The following is a 24,285-nucleotide window of genomic DNA, read 5'->3' as shown; positions in this document are numbered from 1 at the left end:
CTGCACCATGCTCCACGTGTTATTCAGCGTTTACCTGAAGATGCTGGTGCTCTACAGCCCGTTCTTCGTGTTGTCCTGCTTCATCAGCCTGACCCGCGGTTATTCACGCAAGGAACAGCGTCGGCTGGCCTGGAAAGTGGCCACCGCCACGCTGGTGTCCAGCGTCTTGCTGTACTTGTTCGGACGGGTGATTTTCAGTGTCTTCGGCATCACCGTGGACGCGTTCCGAATCGGCGCAGGCAGCGTGCTGTTTATCTCGGCATTGGGCATGGCCCAAGGCAAGTCGGCGGTGCAGACCGACAATGTGCAGCAGGACGTGACGATCGTCCCGCTGACGATTCCATTGACGGTCGGCCCCGGCACCATCGGTGCCTTGTTGGTGATGGGCGTGAGCCAGCCGCATTGGGACGACAAACTCACGGCCATTCTCAGCATTGCCCTGGCCAGTTTTACGGTTGGCGTGGTCCTTTATTTGTCCAACCGCATCGAACGGATTCTCGGTGACCAGGGCTTGCAGATTGTCAGCCGGCTGATGGGCTTGTTTGTGTGCGCGCTGGCGGCACAGATTATCTTCACGGGCGTGAAAGGTTACCTGGTGCCCTGATCAGCCAGGGAGCGCAACGTCCTGAATAGCCGGCTCTGCGACCACCTCGACCTGAGAGTTCGACATCAGCTCCGCTAACGTTGCGCTGCCGGAAACGCCTTTTCGCCTCAATAACTCGGTCACAATTTCCGAAACCGCACGTGATCGATAGCCATTGAGCGAAAGGAACACGTCACCTCGCAACGCCACATCTGCGGAGTAAACACCGCGAAAAATCAGGCTACGCCCGCTGTCCAGGCCGTTCATCACCAAGTGTTCATCGACCAGACTGACCCATAACTGATCCATGATTGAAGCGTCCAGAATCAGTTTCCCCGGGATCAACGGCGGGCGCTCAAGTGGATAACGACAATCGACGATGACCGATTCAAGTTTCAACCAAGCCGCTCGGGTCAGTCGGCTTGTCGTGGTCCCCTGACCCATTTTGAGCACCAGGATGCTGACATCGTCGGCAATCAACGGCAGAAGATCATGGGCCGTCTTCGGCCCCTCCACCACCAGCACTTCGGCGTTTCGCTGGACATAGTCGAGCGGCCCGACCGTGCTTTTTTGCGGATAGGTGCGCAACAAACCATCTTCGCGTTCGAGCAGCATCACACTGGTTTGATCCCGGGTGCCCACCAGCGTGTAGTGCGCAGTAACGGCGGCTTTCGGAACCCGGATCAATCGCCCGCTGCGGACCACATACCACTGAAGGTTGTCAGGGTCTTTGACGGACAGGAAATCGGCGCAGCGATATTCGTTCGCCAGCGCCGCCAGCCCCTCACTCAATGACCCTTCCAGTGCCGCGACCCAGCGGCTGCCCACACCCGTAATCCGTACCGGGGCGTTGTGCTGTAAATCCACTTCCAGACCATCAAGCGTTGTTGCCCTCAGGCCAGCGCCCTCCACTTTCACGTCGGTAAAGGTCCAGGGCGCCCACTCCTGCATCGGAACGGGCAATGCTTCGGCTTGCAAAAGTCGAGTCCCCTGGCCGAATGCGGCGTTCAAGTGTGTCGTTTCGATAAAGCGCTGGCTGAAAATCTTGCCCGTTGAAAGATCGAATAACCAAGCGGCCTGATTGTCCGGAACAATACTCAGCAACCGCACTTCTTTGCCATGGCCAAGGTCCGCGAGCAACAGCCGATCTTCCAGGTACCAAGCGCACAAACCGGCGGCCCCCGTAAAGAGGGTCAACCCAAGGAGGGCGAAACTCGACACCGGATATTGCGTCGACACCGCCGGCAGTTCGGACCACCACTGGGCTCGACCCTTGAACCAGGTTTCGGTCAATCCGCCCAAGTGCAAATAGCCGTCCGGCGTCAGATTGAAAAACAGGCCCGAGTCGGTCACAGCGAGATGACCCTGCTCAACCGCGACAACATTTTTCAGCCCTGTGGGGGCAATTTCTGTGGAAGACCATTGCACGCGCCCCTCGACCATCGATCTTTGCTGTCGCACGAGGCTTTGAATGTCCTTGTCATATGTAACGAAGACCTCGCCCTCGGCACCGTAGGGAGCGATAAGTAAAAGGGTGTTCAAGGCCTTGATCGAATCCTTCCAACCCCGTACATGGTGACGCCGGGCAGGTGCACGGATGATCAACCCGTCAACATCGCGGACCCAGACCAGATCACGGGACTTGTCTTCGCGCTGCCAACAGATCGAAGCCAGCGCACCAAGGCGCCAATCCACGGTATCGATGGACGCTGCCGGCACCACATAATTGCCCAGTACCTGTTTCCAGTCCGTCAGCGTGTCAGCCTCTAAAACAGCCTGCAGCGCTGGATCCTGACCAAGGGTGATCGAGCTGAGCAACACGGCTTGCCCATGGATCAGGAAAGTCAGTTCATCGCGCTGACCGTCCTTTGGAACGGACTGCTGCACAATTTGAATACCGCCGTTGGCCACGGCCTCACAGCGGGCAATGCTCAAGCCATCCTTGGCCAGCAGACGATAGCGCCGAATCAGCGTACCGGTGGTCGCGTCGACCTGCCAGATATCGAAACTCTCGGGGTGATAGAAATAGGCCGAGCCCTCGACCACGGCGCCCAGCACGGCCTCATCGGCCAGCAGGACATTCGGGTCGCGGATATACAGAAAGCGATCCTGAGCCGAGTCGTAATACGCAGCCACCGTCCTCGGTTCGTCCGGCTTTTCAAACGGCACCACGAAGTTGTGAACCGGGGTGTACGGCATGGCCAGTCGATGTTCTCGGGCCAATGACTTGAAGTGATCCAGCAGCGCCTGCTCCCCGAGCGCCGGATCGGCCTCTTCCTCGACCACCTCCAATTTCAGGCCCACAAGATCAACGCGCACGATGGTGTTACCCGCAAGCTTGAGCAACACATCGTGAACGCCGCCGCCACTGAACTTCACACCCAACGTGCCCGAATCGAGCCTGCCGCCAGGTGCTATCCGCAGGTCTGCCTCCGCCAGCCAGGGAGCCTGCAGCACCCAGCGCATGGCCGTGTGACCGGGCGCCTCGAGGACAAGGTTCACCCCGGGGTTGAGCAGAACGGAACACTGGGCACCGGCACCTTCTATGCGATAGGAAACCAGGCCATGCCAGGCCTTCGGCAGGGCCGGCACCACCAGCGAGCGTTCGATGTTGTCGAGACGCACGTTGAATACCGTTGGCTTGTAGACAGGGTTCAGCCGGTTGACCACGTACTCGCCGGGAAACGAGTAAAACGAAAACAGAAACTGCCATTGCCCCTGCTCATTTTTTTTCTCCAGCCGACGGGCCGTATCGAAGCCACCGGCATGACGAAACGTGACAAACGGCAGCAACTTGTAGTCATAGCCGTACCAGGTTTTGGGTGTGCCGGGCAAAACGATCGACTGCCCGGGCTGCGGCGAGAAAGGCGCCGAGTCGGGTAACCCAAGGCCCCGGCGGATATCGATGGCGCGGACGTAATCGACATCGAAATCAGGTACCCCGAAATGGTCTCGAAGCGGGAACAGTTTCGGGCTGTCAAAACGGACCGTCGATGCGCGCAAATCAAGCTCGGCGAATACCGGCAAGGGATGCGCAATCCAGGCATTCGAGGCCTTGTCCAGATGATAGCCGCCCTGTAGATAAGCCTTTTCCAGCCCCTCAAAAAACAGGGCGACCTCCTTGGCTTCCTCGGCAATGGTGGCAAACCCTTCGGCCAGCGCAGCGACGCCCACCGCCAACCCGCCCAGAATCACCCCGGCACCGCCCAGCACCGCCGCCACGGTACCCGCCCCGGCCAATGCCGCACCCAGCCCGGCGGCGCCCAACACAGCGCTCGCGGAGTCGAACGCCAATTGCGTCCCGAACTGCGCCTTCTCAATGTCATTGGTGGCACGGCTCAACTGGTAAATATCAAACCCGACATTCACCATCCCCAGCACCGTACCGACGCCTTCATTGGCGACATGCCCCAACGCCTTTTGCACCAACGGCGCGCTGGTGCGGGCGATCAGCTTTTCATCGTCCAGTGCCTGACGCACCAGTGTCACAACGCCGACCACATCCACCACGTTGCCGTGGACCAATTGGGCGTAATTGACGTAGGCATGCAAGCGAATGGCCGTGGTCAGTGCCTTGTCACCCCCGCTGGCCGCGCCTTCGTGATGACGCAGTGCGTTCATCAAGGCTTGCACGGTGAAACCGGCATTGAGCGTATGGACGCTGCTGGCCTCCGTGGGGTCAGACAAGCTGGCCGACTCATGCGGTTGCGCTGCCAGCGTATGAAAGGTCTCCGAGAGGTAGTTCTTGATCCTCAGGAATCGCGGATCATCGGTGGTGACGCGCACAACGGTCCGCGCTGGATCGGTATCGACCAGGCTGATTTTGTACTCGCCTGCCGGGGTGATCTCCAGCGTATCGAACAACGCAACGGCGCCGGACGACAGCCCGTGTTGCGCCTGCAACTGCCGTGTCGCCTGCGCGATCTGTCTACCCCACCAGTGCGCGTCCAGTTCCAGTAACGAACTGCCCAGCACCCCATTGTTGACCAGAGACTGCCCTCGCGCGCTGGCCAGCCGCTGCCTGACCCGAGGCGCCTGTTCTGGCAGGTTGCCCAAATCGGAAAGACTCGACACCCGGACACCCGATGACAACACCTTTGCATTGAGGCGGCCGGCGTCGAGCTCAATCAAGTCAAAGGCCGGACGACTGGGTTCTCCATAAGCGGCATAAGGCCCGGCCATCTCTTGGCTAACGAAAAAATGGTTCAGCGCTACGCTGAGCGCTTGCGCGGTATCGAACTCGAAAACACCAAAGTTCGGATCGTAGAAATGATAGGTACTGCGCTCGCCCACAACACTTTTGGCCAGCAGCATCGAGTGGTTATCCGAGTTGAGCATCAACGTGCTGCCGCCGGTTTTCGCTTCAAGCGTCGTGATCACCTCTGCCAGATCCGAGCGCACCACCGGCCCGCCGAAGTCATGGACGTCGACGTCACGAAGCTCTTCGATAACGCTCACGAATGCATTCGAATCGCTGCTACCGGGTTCAATGACCGCCAGGTAAAAACGCTCACGCAGGAGGTTGCCCGCTTCACTGCCCTTGCTGATCGCTGCCGCCATGGCCAAGGCCAACGGATAGCAACGCCCGGCGATCCGGTCACCGGCGCCCTGCAGCAACAAGTCCTGCGGCACCAGTTTGAAGGTGCCTTGGTCGAAGCTTTCCAGCACATCGGTCATGCGCTCGCTGATGCGGTCACGGAACTCGAGTTTTGCGACCTGCTGAATCCGCGCAACCTGGCGTCCCCATTGCAGCAAGGTCAGCGACTGCTCCAGCGCCTGCTTTTTCAGCTCTATGCTTGTCTCGGACAGCGCTACGGAAGGTGTCAAAGCGCTGGCCAAACCGTCAACGAACGCCGGGTGATTTTCTTTGAACAGCTCCCGCTCAATGGCCCCGTAACGGTGTGACACGCCCAATTCAGACACGTTATTGGCGAGGTTTTCCAGGCGCGCGCGGACTTGATCAAAGTGGTGTTGATCCATGGCCCGCGCGCCGAGCAACGATCCGATCAGCAACCGCTGCCGGGGGTCAAGCTGCTCAATCTGCAAGGTCCCTCGGCCAATTCGGTGAAGCAATTCATCCAGCGCCAGATCCGCAGTGGCCGGCTCACCGACCAGCGATGGCGGTAGCACGATCTCCTGCGCAAGGATGGATTGACGCTCATCAAAACTCAGCTGCAACGGCAGGTCGAAAGTCACCTCACCGGTGGTCCGCTGACTCATCGCTAGCAAAAAGGGTTCGCCAAGCTGCTGCGCCAGGGATTGCAGCAATTCAGTCGACAACACATGTCGTCCTTCAATGACTGGCCAGCCATGGTCGAAATGAATCGTTTGCCCCTTTAGCAACTGATCCACTTTACCTACGTAACGCGCCTTGAATTGCCCGGCTTCCCACCGTTGTTTTTCGTTCTTGAGCCACGCCTCGGTGTCACTTTCATTTTCTTTCCAGGAGTGGTCCAGCTCCTCCTCGGTGGCCCGGTTCACCGTTGCCGTGGGGTCAATCGCCACATCCATTCGCCAGGCACCCGCTGCGCGAGGGGTGAAATGCGTGTTTGCGTAATCCGCGAGCGCATCACGCATCGCAGCGGGCCCGGTCAGATAGATGGTCTCTTCGCTTTGTGGGCGAATGCCGTCGCTGTAGTAAAAGGTCGCAGCTTTTGCCAGAAAATACAGAGCGAGCTCTACATCCATTGGCAGTGTTTGCAACGAACCGAATTGTTTTTCGACGACCTCCAGCGCAATACGACCTACCGCCTCAACATCGCCAGAGACCTGCTTCTCCATAGCCAAGCGGGCCGTGGCATCAACGATTTCATAGTTGAGTTTGAAGCGATCGATCACGGCGTTGACCATCGCCGACCCGGCATGAGCCATCAGAAACGCATTACTCAGGCTGCTCCCTTCGGCAACCGCTCGCAGTCCGTCCGCCCGAACAAGACGTTCTAAGGGTGCGCGAAAAACACTGTCCAACAGCGGACGACTTTTGGCGAACCGTTCCAGCTCCGCGCGATGCTCTTCAGGGATGCGCTCAAAGTAACTTGTGTACTTGCTTCTTGATGCCTCACGACCCGGCATCCACTCGGGGTTCTGATCCAGCAACAATTGCAATACACCCACGCGTGCATCCGTTCTGAATTGACGAATGTCGACATCGCCCAGACTCTCCTGCAACGGCGGCAGGTTATCGACATCTGCATAACTACCGCCTTCAGCCATCAAGGCCTCAATGCGCACCACATCGGAAGCCGCGGCAAAGTTGCCTCGCAAACTGATTTCCCGCTCGTAAATGGCCTGTAAGTGCATCGGTGTTTCATTCGCTGCAATATTACGAAGTTCCAAACCACCCTCGGCCATGGCCGAGATACTCTGGTTATTCTTGTCCCGCAAGGCTTTCAAGTTCGTTTCATTCTGGCCATACCCACGAACCAGAAGATCAATGCGTGCCTCATCCGCATTAACACCGTGCGCTACCGCTTTGTTGATATGGGCGAACATCTGCTTTTTTAGAACAATGGCCCGTTCCTCATACTTATCAACAAGATCAAGATACGATTCGCTGCTATGTCCGCCATTAACCATTGCGTCGGCCTTCGCGGCTTCGACAATGATCCGGTTGGTTTCATAAGCCAGGAGTGCATCGCTGTCGTACCAGAGTTTCACGGTATAGCCCTGACCGGCCAACACCTTGAGCCAGACATTAATATAGTCGTGCTGGATAGCCCCCAAGCCACCGCCAAGCCAGACGAAGTGCAGATTTTTTGGTACTTCGGTGGCCACGATACTCAACTGTTCAATGCTATTGGACAGGCGCGAGTGGAAGCCTTCGACCCTGTCGCGGATCTCGCTCAGCCCCGGTGCTACGTCAACCGGCTGTGCCGTTGGCAATTCTGTGCCCGCCGCGCGTCGACGCCGGCGCTTTGGCTCAACAAAAGACCCGAGGGCCTCACGCAGCAAACCCAGCGGTGCGAGCATCCTCGGAAAGTCGAGCACTGCGATACAAGCAAAGTAATATCGGAATACCGCGTCGTATTCGTCTGTGCCTTTATGTTCCTGTAACGCTTGCTCAAGATCGGACAGTTTAAATAAATCAATAAAATTGACGTAGACGTCCACATGACGAGTTACTTGCTCACCCATAAAGATACTTCCCTGTAAAAATAAAAAACGACAGAACGCTTATAAAAAGCGGCCACAGAAAGAGGCCGCCGACTCTCACGAAGATGAAGTCTCGTCGTACTAATCAGACTGATACAGAACTTGCTATCCCCGGTTTTTTTAGACCGAGTTCAACTGCTCGACGAGCACTTTGAATTCAAGGCTGCTTTGCCCCTGATCGAACAGGGTTTGCCACAGTTCATGGACGCTGACCTCAAGCGTATCGCCAAGCACTTGCACACTCAGGTTCAGCGACTGGGTCAATGCCCAATCCTCAGATTGCGCCGAACGAAAAACCAGGCTGTTGCCGTTTTCCGGGTCGGTGAGCAGCAGATGGTTGTCTGCCCGATCGACACGCCAGTCATCCTGCGCTCCGGCCGCCAGAATCAATCGCGAAGGTGTTGCGTCAATGTCCGGCCAGTCAGTGCAATCGACCACGATGCAATCGAGGTGCTGCCAGACGGTCTCGGACACGTGATAAATCGACCCCGTTTCAGCGCCACCCAGAATCAATGTACTGACACCGTCGGGCACCAGGGCCAGCAGGTCTTTTACCTCTCCCGCGACCTCCAGCGTCATGACGTCACCCTCTCGGCTGGCCTTGTTCGCCGCAACCCACAAAACCTCTTTGGTATTGCGGTTGAAGATCAAGCCGTCCACCGGATCAAACAACAGCGGAACTCGCCCTTGTTTTGTGCCGAGGAAGTTTGCCCACTGCCCATCCGCTCTGCCGTTAACCTCAAAGACACGATTGAGTTCGGGGACGTAGTAAGCGTAACGGTCGGCCGACTGCCCGATTGGCAAGTAAGGCGCATGAGCCTGACCGGACACCAAATCGTTCAGACGTTCCGTCAGCGCTTCAGGCGACTCCCTGTCACGATACGACCAGGCGTTCTCGACACTGATGATTCGAGCCGGCTCACCTTCAATCAGTTCAAGATTGACCCCGTCCCGGGTGCGACCACGCAAGCCGGTGCCGTAAGGCAGCACTTCAGAAAATGTCCAGGGCTCCCAGACCTTTTCCGGTCGTGGCAGCGCGTCGGCTTTGATCAACAGCCTGCCGCTGCCGAACGCACGGCTCAGCTGCTCAGGCTCGATAAACGCCTGGCGATAGAGGTGGCCGCTGCTCAAGCCAAGTAGCCAGGCATGCTTGCCATCACGAGTGACGGACAACAGACGGCAACCCTTTTCGGCGCTCAGATCGGTTATCAACAGCTTATTGTTCAAGTAGCGCGCGTAGACAGGGATCTGGCCGGTGACGTCCGATAATCCGGAAAGCGAAATCAGCGAAACCGCATGCTCCTTGCCAAGGGCTTCCAGATCGCTAATCCACAGCGGATGAGCATCCAGCCATTCCCCCGTCACGCCGTTAAGGAAAAAGCTCGCGTCCTGACGAACGTCAAACATCAGTCCGGACTCATTGACGACCAGGTACCCCCCGTCGCTGATCCTGAGATTGACCTTGCCTGGCAATGGAACCCGTTGTGCCTCATTGCCGGCAAAGGGTTGGTGATAGAGGTTTTGACTGTGTGCGTCGTGAACCAGAAAACCTGCAACATCAGGATCATTCGGTGGCAGCAGGCTTAACTGAGGCAGCGCCGAGGCGGTTTCGCTGACGGGCAAGCGCGGCGTCAGGAGCTGGTGGGTCTGCCCGTTGATCCATCGCGGCAGCGACGGCTTGGCCAGGTCGCCGGACGTCACCGTAACAAAGGACGCAGGTTTCCAGGACGTTTGCCGTTCGGCGTCATCAGCAACAACCGCACTATCAACCTGCTTTAACAGGGCAATGACGTCTTTCAAGGTATCGAAATAGTCAGGCGGTTCGCTCGACACCGATACCAATGAGATTTCCTCGCCGTGAATCAGATAAATCACCAGGTACCGCTGAGTCTTGTTCAGGCGTACCCGCTGGGTGACCTGAACAACGCCAGCTCCCCGATCAAGGCAACCGATGATCTGCGCCTCTTCGTTTCCACGATTGAAAACGCTGTAGCGCCAGGTGGTCAAACCCGTGATGGCATCGACGCGCCATATCAGGGGTTGATCCGGGTGATAGAAGTAAGCGTGATCTTCTTGCACCGCTGCCAGTTGAAGTTTTTCGCTGACCGAGCCCAGGAATTGACGGCCATAGACGAACCGTTCCTTTGCCACTTCGTACCAACCCACGGTGAATTGCGGCTTTTCTGGATTGCCAAACGGCAGCAAAAACTTGCCCGCAGGAATTAAAGCACTGCCCATGCGCTGCTGCCGGTGAAGCACTTTCAAACGGTCTAGCTCCGCCTGCGAAAAATGTCCGTCGACGACTTGAATAGAAGCCAGGTTCAATTGCCGACGGTCACGATCAACGCGGTACGTTTCGAGGTTTTTTGTTCGAACATACACGTCGATGTCGGTCTCGATGCTCAGCTCGATACCGTCGATGTTCAACCCCGCATCGCCGACACTGATGTGTTGTGGCGTGACCCAGTCGGCGATCAACACCCAGCTCACTTGCTCGTCACCCACAAGTGCGCTGAGGTGGACCGCCACGAGCCCTGGCCTTAAGGCGAGAGAGTAAGCCCCCCTCATCGTGTCGATGCGGTAAGAAACCCTGCCCCGCATCTCTCGCGGCAATTCAGGAACGTACAGCGCCCGCGTTTCGGTTCCTATGCGCACGTTAATGGTCGTGGGCTCATAGACAGGATTGAGTTTGTAGAGGATGTGCGGGAAAGGTCTGGCGTGGGTGAAGAAAAAACCTTCCTCCCTGGCTTCAAGTTCACGCAACACGTCATATTGCGGATACACCTTGCGAGGCAGAAAGACCGAGCCGCCGACAACGTTCAGAAGCAGGTCGCTCCACTCAAAGGCCTGCGGATCGGAACCCAGTTGATACTCATACCCGTAATAACACTTTGGAGTACCCGGAAGCAGCAAGACCGAATCTGCCGGTACAGCGTTAAATCGACCATGAACACGCGGGCCGGGAATCGCGACCTGTTTTGGCAGCCCCATGCTTTCGCGAACAACAATGGCGTTGTGCTTGTTCCCATCGGGCCGCGGGAGCCCTGAGCCACCCAAAGAGCGAAAGAGCCCCTGGCTGCCAAACTCGATGACCCCATCGCGAAGATCGAGCGTGTCCACCACCGACTCGGGCATGATCGACACGACCCCTTGCTTGACCGAGAAAGCCTGCGGGCTGTACGCGGTTTTGAACCGGGTAAACAATTCGGCAACTTTTTCTGCCTTGTCCATGATTTGCCCGAGATTGCCGGCAATCGCCGTGACGCCAATTCCGATGCCCAACAGTGGCACCGACAAAAAACCCGCGACCGCGCCCGCCGTTCCGCCGACCACCAGCGCAACGCCGTCGAGCACAAGCGCACTGACATCGAACAGCAACTGAGTGCCGAAACGCGCTTGTTGCTCGTGGTTTTCTGCGTTGTAGAACTCGTAAAGGTCAAACCCGATATTGACCACGCCCAATACCTGCCCCAACCCCGGGCCAGCGATACGCGCCAGGAGTCGTCCGCCCGCCGAAGCGGTCCTGACCGCTATCGCTCGCTCGGCGTTCACCAGCTGTCGAACCAGGTTCGCCATTTGCAGCGTGTCGAGGCCGATACCGTGGACTAATTGAGCATGGCCCAGGTAGCCATGAAGACGAACGGCGACGGCCAGGTTCGATTCTGTTCCAGGCTGCGCCATTTGATCGCGGTTGCGAAGTTCGGTGATCAACGCCTGGAAACCAAACGCAAAGCTCAGCCTGCTACCCTCGGACACATCCGTTGGATCAACAGGTTTATGTCCATCGTTGCTGCCTGCCAGGTACTCGATACTCTTGTTCAGGAACGACTTGATTTGCCTGAGAAACGGTTCTTTGGTTGTCACCACGCGGGTTTGTTGCGTCTTGACGTCCATGAACGACAGTGTGTAACCGTCATCCGGTTGAGCCTGCAGGGTTGCGAATACAGGAACGTACTCTCTGCCCAGGCGATTCGCCGATCTCACCCGGTTTGTGACCTGATCCATTTTGGTCGCCCAGACACTGGCATCCCGTTCGGAAAGACCACGTCCCAATCGGGCATTTTCAGACAGCGCGCGTGAGCGCAACCGGGCGTGATGGGTCCATGGCGCGATATTTTTTCCTGAGCTCAGGGATTCATTGCCCAACAGCTTCGACACTTGCAGTTCCGAAGCCAGGTGCTTGCTGGCGAGGCGATTGCCATCAAGCTCAATCACGTTGAAGGGTGAGAGATCCGTCGACTCGATTGCATACTGCCTGGCCAGGTCGGAAGTGCTGAACAGGCTCTTCATCCCAAGCTTGAGGTGGTCTATCCGGTCAAAACCAAAGACACCAAAATTGGGATCGTAGAAAGACCAGCGACTGTGTTCGGCCGTCCCGGTCCTGGCCACCATCATTGAATGGTTTTCGGTATTGAGCATCAACGTGCAAGGTGCAGGTTTAGCCGCCAACACCTCAAAGACGCCATCGAAACTCAACGCACCGAGCTTGTCGCCAAAATCGGCCTGGGGTATGGCGCGCAATTCGTCGAGCGCCTGAAGAAAGGCATGGGTATCACTTTCACTGGGCGAGAAATGCGCATTGGCCAGTCTGCCGCTCAGTGCCTGTACTGCATCGCGGCCTTGATGAGTCGCCGCAGCCATCAGCAACGCCAGTGGATAACAGCGTCTGCCGGGGTCGCCATCGCCCCTGACCAGCAATCCCTGAGGCATTAACCTAGTCATTGACGCGCCCGCCTCCAGGAGCGTTTTACGCACCGAGGCACTGCGCTGGAGAATGTATTGGCGTAGTTCGTACTCCGTCTGGTGCCTGATGCGAGCCACGCTCTCGCCCCATTGACGAAGCGTCAACGGTTTCTCGAATGAGAGAATCTTGAGGACCTGAGCGCTCTCCCTGGAGGGTTCAATCGGCGTTTTGACAGCGGCAAATGCTGTTTCGAACTCGGGGCTTTTGTGCGTGAGCAACACCTGCTCGATAGCCATGTAACGCTCGGATATACCCCGGTCAGCCGTACTTTTCGCGAGCGCGCCGAGCTGCTGCCAGGCGGCGGCGAAACCGGCTTCGTCCAGCGTCTGTGCGCCGAACAGGCCACCGAGCACCACCCGATGTACCGGGCTCAACTGATCGAGCGGCAGCACCCCATGGCCGATGCGAACGAGCATTTCATTCAGATTGCCAATCGGATAGAAACCAAGGGAAACGGGAAGCTCAGCTGCGGACTGGGCCAGAATCTTTTGGCGTTCATCAAAGTTCAGGGAAAAAGGTTTATCGAAGTTCAGCTCACCGCTGAGCTTTTCGTTCATCGCACGGATGAAGGGTTCCCCCAACTCATCCATCCCGCGCTGCAGGATGGCGGTCAGCAAAACCGGTCGTCCCTCAATGATCGGCCAGCCTTTTTCGAAGCTTATGGTTTGCCCTTTCAACAGCTCGGAAAATTTTCCCTGATAGCGTGTTTTTAATTTACCGTCGCTCCAGTTTGCTTGCTCCTTTTGCAGCCATTCTTGCGGTGTTGCGTTGATCGTCCAGCCAGAAACCTTCTCTTCTTCGGTGGCCACGTTGTAGCCATCCGACAATTTCAACCGATCTCGTATTTCGTTTTTTCCATCAACCAGGAGATGCTTCTCCACGTACTCCTCAAGGCCCGTGATTGCGGCCCCGGGTCCGGTCAAATCAATGGTTCCTCGGGACTCATAGCGAATACCGTCACTGTAATAAGCGCCGATGGCGCTAACCAGTTTGCCTAAATACCCTCGACGCGTTTTTGACAGCCCAGGTACCTCAGCCGTTTTTTCATTCACCATCATCACGAGAATATCTTGTACGGCACCGCTGTCGCTCCAGTCGACACCCGTCGTGCTCAATCGAGACTCAAACGCTGACAGGAAGTCGTAGTTGAACCTGATCAACTCGATAATCGCCTGGGTCGAGCCCGCGCCGGCATGCGCCACGATATGGGAGTTCATTTCACTGTTGATCTGAATTGCCATGCGCATGCCGTCCATTGGCGTTTGACTATTCTCCGGCACAGAAAATATGTCGGAGGGCGTCGGACGTTGAAGTGCAAATTCGTTTAATGCGGTCCTGTGTTGTTCAGGAATACTCATTGTGCGGTCAGGGTATCGACTGGGGTCGCGTCCTGGCATCAGCGATTCATTGTTATTGAGCAGAAGTTGCAATACGCCAATTCGCGCACTTTCATCGAACCCCGCGATATCGACTCCGCCCAGTACGCCCTTCAACTGCGGCAAGTAATCCACATCACTGTAGCGACCTCCCTCCAGTGCTTCGACCTGCAGACGAACCACATCGCTGGCCGCAGCAAAGTTGCCTCGCCCTGCCACTTCGCGCTCATAGACGTCCCATAAAAGGTGCTCTTTGAAGACCTCACGCACGTCGCGCAACCGCAGATGTTCATCCACCATGGCCAAGTGACTGTCCAGACATTTCTGTCTGAACGCAATGAGGGTAGCCTCGTCCTTGCCATAGGCGCGGACCATCAGATCAATACGTGCTTCATCCGCCTTGCCAGCCCAGCGTTCCTGGCTGAGATGAGCCGACATCTGCATTTTCAGTACCCGGGCCCGATGCTCGATCATCCGGGCCAATACCACCGGCGTATCAAGGGTTGCTCCACCTGACTCCATGGCATGCGCCCTGGCACTTTCCAGGATCACTCGATTCATCTCGAACGCCAGCAATGCATCACTGTCGTACCACAGGTTGAACGTATGGCCTTCCTTGACCATGACCGCCTTCCATAGTTTGATGTAATCCCGCTGAATAGTGCCTACCGCGCTCCCGCCGACCCAAACAAAATGCATAGTTTTCGGCACTTCGGGTGCAACCGGATTCAACATTCGAACAGTCTGGACCAGCCGATTTGCATAGTTTTCAAGTCGCGCAGAGAGGTCGGCCAACGCTGGCGAAATCGGCCCGGCGCGCTGGCCAATCAGTGAGTCCAGCGTGTCTTTTAGCAATAACAATGGCGCCATCTGCTCAGCCCAGCGCTGATCCTTTGCGCACGCTGAGTAATAGCCCGCCAGCGCTTCATATAGCGGCGTGGTGCGGAACTCATTCGCGAGTGTATGAAAATCATCCGTGCTGAAATATTGAAGAAACGACTTTCCCGCAGTACTTGTTACCTGATATTGATTCATAACATCCATGCCATTAAAAAACTTGGAATACACGTAGCCCGCAGCATCGAACACAATCCATCGGTCGATGCTTGAGAACCTGAGTTAACATTTAAACCAGCATTGAAGGCCCTGGTATTGCCGACACACTAATAACCGACCCCACTGTTCGAGTGGCGTTCAAATCGAAACAGCAGGCAAAAAACATTAGTTGATCTGCCACAGCCAAAAATACTAAGCGATAAAAATAACAACCTCAATCTAACAACCAGGCAATTAATTAATTACATTTAAGCTCAAAATACATGTGTAACTTTTATCTTTGACAGACACGGTTATTAACAAACGGCGCTCAGCCACGAACCAAACGGCCTGCATCGGTTGTTTCAGAACATTAAGAGCCGGACATTGAATTGTCTGATGCGCTCGCAGGCAATTTCCGGGCGCGCCCAGTTAAAGTACGGCGGGCATCCGAGCGTATTTCAGTCGATGCGCGGTGAAGAATCTTACGCACCGGGAGGGGGGGGCTGCGGCCAGTTCACCTGGCCGCCATGACTTATCCGGCTGGCTTATCGCCGTACCACCGAGGCGTATACACCCACTGGCCACCCTCTGCACGCGGGAACACGCAGGTGGTGGAAGAGCCGACCAGCACCATGGTGCGCATGTCGACCTGATCCGGGGTCAGATCACCCAGCGTGGTGACACGCAATGTCTGGCCCGGGCGACCGATATCCCGCCCCAACACCACCGGCGTTTCAGCGGTGCGGTGCTGCGCGACAATCTCCAGCGCCCGCCCCAGTTGCCAAGGACGCGACCGCGAAATCGGGTTGTAGAACGCCAGCGCCAGGTCGGCCTGAGAAGCCAGGTCCAGCCGCTTCTCGATGATCGACCAGGGCTTGAGGTTGTCCGACAGCGACATGACGCAGAAGTCGTGCCCCAATGGCGCGCCGGCCTGAGCGGCCGTTGCCAGGGACGCGGAGACGCCAGGAAGAATTTCCAGATCAACGCTGTGCCAGCCCGGCTCACTCGACTCGTGCAGCGCTTCGAGCACGGCGGCCGCCATGGCGAATACGCCCGGATCCCCCGACGAAACCACCACCACCGACCGCCCTTGGGCCGCCAGTTCAAAGGCGTGGCGAGCGCGCTGCATTTCCTCGCGATTGTCGGTGCAATGCAGCACTTGATCCTCGCGAAATGGCCCGGCCATGCGCACGTAGGTTTCATAACCCAGCACGTCATTGGCCCGCGCCAGTTCAGCCTTGACCGCCGGTACCATCAATTCGGCAGCACCAGGGCCCAAGCCGATCACCGCCAAACGACCGCGTGCACGCCCGATCTGGGCAACCTCCAGTGGCTGACTGGCCACCGCGATCGCGATGCCGCTATCCGCCGACACGACGGCAGCGTTCGGCACGGTATGGCGGGCCAGTTCGCTGACGCCGCCTCTGACCGAGGCAAACCGCAGCGGCACGCCCAGCTCAAGTGCCGCTTCGCGCAATGCCGGATTGGCCATGTGCAGATCGCTGGCCAGCAAGCACGCCAGCGATTGCACGGCGATGTTTGCCTGATGCAGCGCCGCGCGAATCGCGTTCGGCAGATCCACCACCTCGGCGTTCACCGCCACTAGCACGTTGCGTGGGTAGATCAGCAACTCATTGGCCGCCGGCGTGCGCTCGGCACTGCCGACATGAATCGACAACTGCGCCAGCGGATCCTCCGGCAACTGCGCTTGTGCCAGCCAAGGGGCAACCCCTTCGATGCGTACACTTTGGCCGGCGAGCAGATCCGAGACAAAGCGTTTGCCCAGTTCCAGATCGCCGAGGGCGTAGCCGCCGGGTGGATTGAGCAGACAAGTGCCGAAGCGCAGTTCACCGCTGGTGGTGATCGCCGCCGCCACGTCGAGACCGTCAGCAATCTCCCGCGCCATGACGTTCACACCGCCGAGACCGCCCAGTAGCGGCACCACGGCGCTGCCGTCTTCGGCCACGGCCAGCACTGGCGGCTCCGCGCCCTTCTCAAGTAGCAACGGCGCCAGCGTGCGGATCACAATCCCGGCCGCACACAAGGCAATGATCGGCGTGTCCTGCTGATAGAACTCGCGCACGGTTGCGCCGAACTCCTGATAAACACGGTCCGCGCCTTCAACCCGACCGGCCAGGCCATGAATCAAGGCACCGGGGTAAACCTGCTGGATCTTGCGCGCGGTCGCGAGGCTGCCATTGCCAAGAATGACAATCGCCGGAGCTGGACGGGCCATCAACCTTGCCACCGTTCGCCGGGAACGATGATCAACGAGAAGTACGGCGAGGACATCGGCTCGACCTGATCCAGCGGCACGATCTTCTGATTGGCCATGGTCGCGCGCTCGACGTACAACGCCCGCTCTGCCAGCCCCAGTTCTTCGAGCACCTGACGGACCTTGGGAAAGTTGCGTCCCAGCTTCATGATCACCGCCGCATCGGCATCGGCCAGACGACGTTTGAGGTCCTCGTGCGGTAATACGCCGGACAGCACCGACAGGCTCTGATTGCGATACACCAACGGCGCGCCCAGCACCGAAGCACCGCCGAGCATCGAGCACACGCCCGGCACGACTTCGGCTTCGTAGCGGTCGGCCAAGCGATCGTGCAGGTACATGTAGGAGCCGTAGAAGAACGGATCGCCTTCGCAGATCACCGCCACGTCGCGACCGGCATCCAGATGCGCGGCGAGTTCTTCGCCCGCCGCATCGTAGAAATCGCTGATCACTTGCTCATACGACAGCGGCGCCGGCAGCGCTTCGGTGGTCACCGGATACACCAGCGGCAGCAGCGTTTGTGCGTCCTGCAAATGCGCTTCGATGATGCCGAAGGCGTTGCCCTTTTTGCCCTTGGCGACGAAGTACGCCACCACAGGCGACTCGCGCAGCAAGCGCAGGGCTTTGACGGTAATCAGTTCCGGGTCACCGGGGCCGACACCCAGGCCGATCAAGCGTCCAGGCTGCTGCATCATTCGATCTCCGTGGCGAGGGCATTGACGGCGGCAGCGGCCATGGCGCTACCGCCCAGCCGGCCTTGCATGATGACAAACGGCACGCCGCGACTGTCGGCCGCCAGCGCTGCCTTGGATTCGGCGGCGCCGACGAAGCCGACCGGGAAGCCGAGGATCAGCGCTGGTTTCGGTGCGCCGGCGTCGAGCATTTCCAACAGATAGAACAATGCGGTCGGCGCGTTACCGATCACCACCACGCTGCCTTCCAGATGCGGGCGCCACAGCTCCAGCGCGGCGGCGGAACGGGTGTTGCCCAACTCACGGGCCAGTTCTGGAACGCTTTCATCGCGTAGGGTGCAAATCACTTCGTTGTTGGCCGGCAACCGCGTGCGGGTCACGCCTTCGCTGACCATCCGCGCGTCGCACAGGATGGGCGCACCGGCGGCGAGCGCCTCACGCCCGGCCTTGCCCGCGCCTTCGGAAAATTGCAGGCCGTCGATGGCGTCGACCATGCCGCAGGCGTGGATCACCCGCACCGCGAGTTTTTCCAGATCGGCCGGAATTCGCTCGAGGTTGGCCTCGGCACGAATGATCGCGAAGGAGTTGCGATAGATCTCCTGACCGTCGCGGATGTAATCAAGCATCTAAAGGGCTCCGTGAGCGGGCGTCGAGCAAGGCCGCGACCGCTTCAATAGTAAGATTGCGTGCGTGCAGCGCGCCGAAACCCGGCTGCGCTGCATCGCGAAAATAGAGGTCGTAATGACCGGGAGAAACCGCCAGCAACGTGACCGGCGCGATGTGCGCCGCCGCACAGGAACGCGGGCAGCCGGACAGGTGCACGTTCAGCGTCTGGCCGTGACGTTGCAACAGCGCCGCCAGTTGTCGGGCATCGCCCTTGGTGTCAGCCAGGCCTTTGCCGCAGCCGGTCGAGCCGGTGCAGGCGATGAGATGCGCCAGGGCATCGTCGGCCGAACAACGCATTCCGAGATGTTCAAGGCTGTGGATAACGTGAAGCGCCTGGTTGTCACGGACCCCGGGCACCAAGAGGCTTTGCCAGGGTGTGAAACGCAGCGTGCCGTCGCCCTGTTCGCGGGCCAGTTGTGCGGCGCCTCGGAGCATCGCCGGGTTAAGGCGGCCCAGCGGCGGCACTGCACCGACGTACACACGGACGCTGTCACGCTGAGGATGAGCGCCGATGTGCAGGGCACTTGGCGTTACCTCGCGCTGCCACCCCTCGATGGGCATCAACGGCACACGCTCGGCGAGACGCGCGAGAAACCTTTCGGGCGAACATTCGGCAAGCAGGTGCCGCATGCGGGTCTGGTCGGGGCGCGCCAGTTCCAGGAACAACTCCAGCACCGCGACCACCAGCCCATGGCCCTGCTCCAGCGGCACCGCGCCTGCGGGCAGGTCGACAAGGCAACCCGCCAGGCCGAAGACAAACAATCGCTCACCGTCTCGCTCAGCAGCGGACAACCAAAGATCATGAGGGTGTTCAAGCATTGCCAGGCCTTCGCCGCCATCCAGTTGCACGGCGAACTTGGCGCTGAGGTCGTGAAAGCGTTCGTCGCTTTGCAGCGTGGCGAGGATCTGTTCGGCCAGTGGGCGCGTATCGATCAGCATCTGTTGATCAATGCCGGCGCCGGGGCTGAGCATCAGATTGCGCACGTCATCGCCCGCCGCGCTGGTCGGGCCGAGCCCGGCCGCCATCAGGCTGTCGATCAAGGCACCGTGTTCACTGCCGATCCCACGGATTTGCAGATTGGCGCGGTTGGTGGCCTCGATCACGCCGCCGGCGAAACGCTCGGCCGCATCGGCCACCGCTTCGGCCTGAGCCGCGCTGATCGAACCGCCAGTCAATTTGATCCGGCAGATGCCCCCATCCAGTGCCTGGACAATACGCAGCAACCCCGGGCAGGCCGAGGGGCGTAAGGCTGAGGACATCGGGCGTTCGTTCAAGGGGGCGACCGGCAATGGGGAAAGGCGCTTCACGGGCGAAGGCGCGGTATTATGCCTGCTTTGTCAGGCGGCATGAAAAGCCTGCCCGTCGGAACAACGCGTTTGAAGACTATTTTTGAGGGCTACAGATGTCCCCTTGGCTGACAGTAGTAGGAATCGGTGAAGACGGCTTCAAGGGCCTGGGCAAAAGTGCCCGGCACGCCCTGTTGCGCGCTTCGCGGATCATTGGCGGCCAGCGACAACTGGATTTGCTGCCTGCCTGCATCCGTGGCGAGCGGCAGTTGTGGCCCAGTCCGTTTTCCCTTGAGCCCGTTCTGGCGCTGCGTGGCGAACCGGTCTGCGTGCTGGCCAGCGGTGATCCGATGTTCTTCGGCGTCGGCGCCAGCCTGGCCCGGCAAGTGCCTGACGCTGAAATGCTGATCCTGCCCGCGCCCTCCTCCTGCTCGCTCGCGGCGGCGCGAATGGGCTGGCCGTTGCAGGAGGTGGTGACGCTTTCGGTGGTGGCCCGGCCCCTCGCCGCACTGAACGCCCAGTTGTTCAGCGGCGTGCGTTTGTTGGTGCTGAGCAACGATGGCCAAAGCCCGGCCGCCATTGCCGCACTGCTGCGTGAACGCGGTTTCGGTCCGAGCCGTCTCAGCGTGCTGGAACATTTGGGCGGCGCAGACGAACGGCGCATCGATGGGCTGGCCAAAGACTGGAAGGATCCAGCGATCGCCGATCTGAACCTGATCGCCATCGAGTGCATCGCCGCGCCGGATACACCGCGTCTCTCGCGACTGGCCGGCCTGCCAGACTCGGCCTTCCAGCACGACGGTCAACTGACCAAACGCGATGTCCGCGCGATCACCCTTGCTCGGCTCGCCCCGGTCCCCGGCGAACTGTTGTGGGATGTTGGCGCCGGCAGCGGCTCGATCGGCATCGAATGGATGCGCGCCCACCCCAGTTGCCGCGCGCTGGTGATCGAAGCCGATGAAGGTCGGCAACGGCTGATCGAACACAACCGCGACGCCCTTGGCGTACCCGGTTTGCAACTGATTCGTGGCAGTGCGCCGCAGGCCCTGGCCGGTCTTGAACCCCCGGATGCGATTTTCATCGGCGGCGGGGTCACCCGTGACGGTGTGCTCGACACCTGCTGGGCACTACTCAAACCCGGTGGCCGACTGATCGCCAACGCCGTCACGTTGCAAAGCGAAATGACCCTGATGGCTTGGCGCGAACGCCATGGCGGTGAGCTGACCCGCATTCACGTTGCCCAGGCCCAACCGCTGGGGGAGTTCGACACCTGGCGCCAGGCGCTGCCGATTACCTTGCTGGACGTGGCGAAGCCCCTCGATGCGTGACGAAACCGCCGAACAACCCGCCCCCTTGCGCAGCGGACTGACCACCGGCAGCTGCGCCACCGCCACGAGCCTCGCCGCGGCCCGTTTGCTATTGGGTGGCATCAGTGCTGACGCCGTGGAGATCGTGCTGCCCAAGGGCAAGCAGGTGCAGATGCGCCTGGAGTTCTGCCGTCTGATCGACGACGGTGCCGAAGCCGGTACGATCAAGGATGCCGGGGATGACCCCGACGTGACCCATGGCGCGTTGCTGTATTCCCAGGTGCGACTGAGCGGCGAGCCGGGTATACGTTTCAGCGCCGGACGTGGCGTCGGCACGGTCACCCGGCCGGGGCTGGTGCTGGGCGTCGGCGAGCCGGCGATCAACCCGGTGCCGCGCAAAATGATCACCGAGCACCTGACGCTGTTGGCCGAAGAACTCGGCTACGGCGGCGGCTTCGAGGTCACGGTCAACGTCGAGGACGGCGAGGCGCTGGCCTTGAAAACCATGAACCCGCGACTGGGCATTCTGGGTGGGCTGTCGATCCTCGGCACCAGCGGCATCGTCCGGCCGTTTTCCTGCGCGGCCTATATCGCCTCGATCCACCAGGGCATCGATGTGGCCAAAACCAACGGTTACCTGCACGTCGCCGCGTGTACCGGCAACGCCAGCGAAGACACCATGCGCCGCGTCTACGACCTGCCGGAAATCGCCCTGATCGAGATGGGCGACTTCGTCGGCGCCGTCCTCAAACACGTGCGTAAAGTGCCGGTGGATAAACTCAGCCTGTGCGGCGGCTTCGGCAAGATCAGCAAACTGGCGGCCGGGCACATGGATTTGCACAGCCGGCATTCCAGCATCGACCTGCCGCAACTGGCCAAATGGGCCGCCGCTATAGGCGCCGATGACGCGTTGCAGCAAGGCATTCGCGACGCCAACACCAGCCAGCAAGCCTTGGCGATGGCCAGCGCGGCGGGCATCGCCCTCGGAGATGCGGTGTGTCAGCACGCGTTGGATTTCGCCCGCAGCGTGGTGCCGGCGCAGGTTCAGGTTGAGGTCTTTGCCATCGATCGCCAGGGCGGGATTGTCGGCCATGCAGGCGCTTTTCAATGAAACGCATTTTGCTGCTGGGCGGCGTGACCGAAGCCTTGGCCATCGCCCGCACCCTGGGGCCAGAACACATCTACAGCCTCGCCGGTGTCGGTCGCGTGCCGACGGACCTGCCCTGCCAGGTGCGCGTCGGCGGCTACGGCGGTGCCGAAGGCCTGGCGCAATTCATTCGCGATGAAGGCATCGACCTGCTGCTGGACGCAACCCATCCCTACGCCGCACAAATCAGCCACAACGCCGCCACTGCCGCGAAGCTGAGCGGCATTGCATGCTGGGCATTACGGCGCCCGGCCTGGCAGCCGCAAGCCGGGGATGACTGGCGGGACGTCAGCGATTGGGCCGAACTGATCGAAACCCTGAAACCCTTCCGTCGACCGCTGTTCACCCTCGGCCGCGAACCGTTGCAGCACCTGCACGAAATCCCGCCGGAGCAATTCTGGACCTTGCGCGCCCTGGACGTTTACCCCGGCAACGAACGCTGCGAAGTCATCGGCGCACGCGGGCCGTTCCTGATCGAGGATGAACGGGAGTTGTTTGAGCGGCGGCAGATAGATGTGCTGATCAGCAAGAACAGCGGAAGCACCGCGACAGAACCGAAACTGGAAGTAGCGCGGGAGCGTGGGGTGCCGGTGATTGTGTTGCGGCGGCCGGTGTTGCCGGGGGTGAATCGGGAGTTTGGGTCGACGGATGAAGTGCTGAAAGCCCTATCGGTGTCAGACGAATCTTGATTTCTGCCTAACCCCGCGAATTTGCCGGCAACACTCTCGGACGGAGCCGGCTATTCACGCTATGCCTTCAATCCTATAGTCCGGGTTCTCAAATTCTAACAAGCACACCAACCCAACATCTTTAGGGACGATCAAATTCGGCCCGAGGAAAGTGCGGCTTGCCAACCTGTATCCCAAGGAATACGATCGAGCATGATCGACTTTGAACGATCCCGAGCATTTGGCGATTGGCTTGATTCACTGAGAGACGTCATTGGCAAAGTTCGGATCATCGCGAGGCTACGAGCAGCCGAATATGGGAATTTTGGAGATTGCGAACCCGTAGGCAGCGCTGTTTATGAAATGCGCGTGCATTACGGTCCCGGTTACAGGATCTATTTCACCCGACGAAGTGAAGTGGTTTATCTGCTGCTGATGGGTGGTGATAAGTCGACACAAAAACGAGATATCGAACGCGCCATTCAACTGGCACAAAACATCGGTAATGAGGAGTCATCATGACCGAACAATTCACCCGTTTCGACGCTGCCGAATTTCTTAAAACACCTGAGGAAATGGCCGCTTATCTGGACGCATGCTTTGACGAAGATGCAGGCGATGGAGTGCTCATACGTGCCGCACTCAACGACATTGCCCGCGCACAGGGTATGACCCAGGTCGCCCGTGACGCAGGTTTGGGTCGTGAAAGTTTGTACAAAGCATTGGGAAGCACTGGCAATCCAGAATTCGCGACTATCATGAAAGTTATGAAAGCCTTGGGCCTGCGCTTGCATGCCACGGCTCTTTGATTGCACTGCGACACCACACCGCACGCCGCTTTTTTACTTATCGGCCCTGATCAGGCTAAATAGCCGCGCCTGATCGCCCACCCAACGGATTTTGTCCCATGTCCCGACAACGGCTCGCAATTGCCTGGATCGCCTGCTTCGCAGTGCTGTTCAACATGCTCGCCATGCCGATGACCGGAGCCATGGCGCAGTCGGCGAAATCACCCGCCGAGCAATTGTTGTGGGGCAGTTTTTGTACGTCCAGCGGCACCAAGATGGTGGCGATTTCCCTGGGTGACCTTGAGCAGAAAGCCCCGCAGAACGACGACCATTCCAACATGCAGCATTGCTGGTGCTGCTCAGGTTCCGCGCCAGTGGTGGCGTTGCCGGGGCATGTGCCGCAGCTGTATTTCGCCCGCTTCGAGGCCAATCGAAGCGTGCCTGCCACCACTCTCGACACCCCCACCCCGCGCCAGCAATGGCCGAGTCTCAACCCCCGCGCGTCCCCTCTGGTGTGATTCCTTCTCGCAATTGACCTGCGTCTTGAATCGCTCTGGAGAAC

General features: G+C 59.1%; 13 protein-coding genes. 7 read left to right on the top strand and 6 right to left on the bottom strand.

What is annotated here, in order from left to right; all coding sequences use genetic code 11:
- The first annotated feature begins 7 nt into the window (after positions 1–7).
- Complete coding sequence (locus ACA075_RS03050) at positions 8–604, top strand: MarC family protein (RefSeq protein ID WP_007937197.1); 597 nt, start codon at positions 8–10, stop codon at positions 602–604.
- Here ACA075_RS03050 and ACA075_RS03045 read toward each other — a convergent pair whose 3' ends face one another.
- The 6 genes from ACA075_RS03045 to cobG all read right to left on the bottom strand — a co-directional run bounded on the left by ACA075_RS03045 (position 605) and on the right by cobG (position 19,786).
- On the bottom strand, positions 605–7,717 hold the full coding sequence (locus ACA075_RS03045; protein WP_497297234.1) for a TcdA/TcdB pore-forming domain-containing protein: 7,113 nt from the start codon (positions 7,715–7,717) through the stop codon (positions 605–607).
- Between the two features lie 138 nt (positions 7,718–7,855).
- Positions 7,856–14,944 carry a TcdA/TcdB pore-forming domain-containing protein gene (locus ACA075_RS03040; RefSeq protein WP_497297233.1) on the bottom strand — a complete coding sequence of 2,363 codons (7,089 nt, stop codon included), beginning with the start codon at positions 14,942–14,944 and terminating at the stop codon, positions 7,856–7,858.
- A gap of 481 nt (positions 14,945–15,425) precedes the next feature.
- Positions 15,426–17,129: a precorrin-3B C(17)-methyltransferase gene (cobJ, locus tag ACA075_RS03035; protein ID WP_497297232.1), complete on the bottom strand. Its 1,704-nt coding sequence runs from the start codon at positions 17,127–17,129 to the stop codon at positions 15,426–15,428.
- Positions 17,129–17,860, bottom strand: coding sequence for a precorrin-2 C(20)-methyltransferase (locus ACA075_RS03030; RefSeq protein ID WP_219093862.1), 732 nt, complete (start codon positions 17,858–17,860; stop codon positions 17,129–17,131). The genes cobJ and ACA075_RS03030 overlap by 1 nt, the downstream gene beginning before the upstream one ends.
- A complete protein-coding gene (locus ACA075_RS03025) occupies positions 17,860–18,486 on the bottom strand; it encodes a precorrin-8X methylmutase (RefSeq protein ID WP_497297231.1) in 627 nt (208 codons plus the stop codon). The genes ACA075_RS03030 and ACA075_RS03025 overlap by 1 nt, the downstream gene beginning before the upstream one ends.
- Entirely contained in the window at positions 18,479–19,786 is a 1,308-nt protein-coding gene (gene cobG / locus ACA075_RS03020) for a precorrin-3B synthase (RefSeq protein WP_497297230.1), read from the bottom strand. Before cobG ends, ACA075_RS03025 begins: the two co-directional genes overlap by 8 nt.
- Before the next feature lie 143 nt (positions 19,787–19,929).
- Here cobG and cbiE point away from each other — a divergent pair, with 143 nt between their 5' ends.
- The 6 genes from cbiE (at position 19,930) to ACA075_RS02990 (ending at position 24,241) form a co-directional block, all read left to right on the top strand.
- On the top strand, positions 19,930–21,141 hold the full coding sequence (cbiE, locus tag ACA075_RS03015; RefSeq protein WP_497297229.1) for a precorrin-6y C5,15-methyltransferase (decarboxylating) subunit CbiE: 1,212 nt from the start codon (positions 19,930–19,932) through the stop codon (positions 21,139–21,141).
- A complete protein-coding gene (locus tag ACA075_RS03010; protein ID WP_497297228.1) occupies positions 21,134–22,231 on the top strand; it encodes a cobalt-precorrin-5B (C(1))-methyltransferase in 1,098 nt (365 codons plus the stop codon). Before cbiE ends, ACA075_RS03010 begins: the two co-directional genes overlap by 8 nt.
- The gene (locus ACA075_RS03005; RefSeq protein WP_497297226.1) at positions 22,228–22,956 is read left to right on the top strand and encodes a cobalt-precorrin-6A reductase; all 729 of its coding nucleotides are present in this window, start codon (positions 22,228–22,230) and stop codon (positions 22,954–22,956) included. The genes ACA075_RS03010 and ACA075_RS03005 overlap by 4 nt, the downstream gene beginning before the upstream one ends.
- 192 nt (positions 22,957–23,148) lie before the next feature.
- A complete protein-coding gene (locus ACA075_RS03000) occupies positions 23,149–23,457 on the top strand; it encodes a type II toxin-antitoxin system RelE/ParE family toxin (RefSeq protein ID WP_497297225.1) in 309 nt (102 codons plus the stop codon).
- Complete coding sequence (locus ACA075_RS02995; protein ID WP_109627766.1) at positions 23,454–23,744, top strand: addiction module antidote protein; 291 nt, start codon at positions 23,454–23,456, stop codon at positions 23,742–23,744. The genes ACA075_RS03000 and ACA075_RS02995 overlap by 4 nt, the downstream gene beginning before the upstream one ends.
- 98 nt (positions 23,745–23,842) lie before the next feature.
- Positions 23,843–24,241: a DUF2946 domain-containing protein gene (locus ACA075_RS02990; RefSeq protein ID WP_497297224.1), complete on the top strand. Its 399-nt coding sequence runs from the start codon at positions 23,843–23,845 to the stop codon at positions 24,239–24,241.
- Positions 24,242–24,285: the final 44 nt, after the last annotated feature.

The organism is Pseudomonas sp. LBUM1663 (assembly GCF_059695905.1).
Note: the sequence above shows the minus strand (reverse complement) of the source record. Positions and strands in the feature narration are given on the sequence as shown.

What these genes read in the sequence shown, in the direction of transcription:
- ACA075_RS03045 (WP_497297234.1), bottom strand. Translation starts at nt 7,717, where the DNA reads ATGGGTGAGCAAGTAACTCGTCATGTGGACGTCTACGTCAATTTTATT.
- cobG (WP_497297230.1), bottom strand. Translation starts at nt 19,786, where the DNA reads ATGTCCTCAGCCTTACGCCCCTCGGCCTGCCCGGGGTTGCTGCGTATT.
- ACA075_RS02995 (WP_109627766.1), top strand. Translation starts at nt 23,454, where the DNA reads ATGACCGAACAATTCACCCGTTTCGACGCTGCCGAATTTCTTAAAACA.
- ACA075_RS03025 (WP_497297231.1), bottom strand. Translation starts at nt 18,486, where the DNA reads ATGCTTGATTACATCCGCGACGGTCAGGAGATCTATCGCAACTCCTTC.
- cbiE (WP_497297229.1), top strand. Translation starts at nt 19,930, where the DNA reads ATGTCCCCTTGGCTGACAGTAGTAGGAATCGGTGAAGACGGCTTCAAG.
- ACA075_RS03030 (WP_219093862.1), bottom strand. Translation starts at nt 17,860, where the DNA reads ATGCAGCAGCCTGGACGCTTGATCGGCCTGGGTGTCGGCCCCGGTGAC.
- ACA075_RS03050 (WP_007937197.1), top strand. Translation starts at nt 8, where the DNA reads ATGCTCCACGTGTTATTCAGCGTTTACCTGAAGATGCTGGTGCTCTAC.
- ACA075_RS03005 (WP_497297226.1), top strand. Translation starts at nt 22,228, where the DNA reads ATGAAACGCATTTTGCTGCTGGGCGGCGTGACCGAAGCCTTGGCCATC.
- ACA075_RS03010 (WP_497297228.1), top strand. Translation starts at nt 21,134, where the DNA reads ATGCGTGACGAAACCGCCGAACAACCCGCCCCCTTGCGCAGCGGACTG.
- cobJ (WP_497297232.1), bottom strand. Translation starts at nt 17,129, where the DNA reads ATGGCCCGTCCAGCTCCGGCGATTGTCATTCTTGGCAATGGCAGCCTC.
- ACA075_RS02990 (WP_497297224.1), top strand. Translation starts at nt 23,843, where the DNA reads ATGTCCCGACAACGGCTCGCAATTGCCTGGATCGCCTGCTTCGCAGTG.
- ACA075_RS03000 (WP_497297225.1), top strand. Translation starts at nt 23,149, where the DNA reads ATGATCGACTTTGAACGATCCCGAGCATTTGGCGATTGGCTTGATTCA.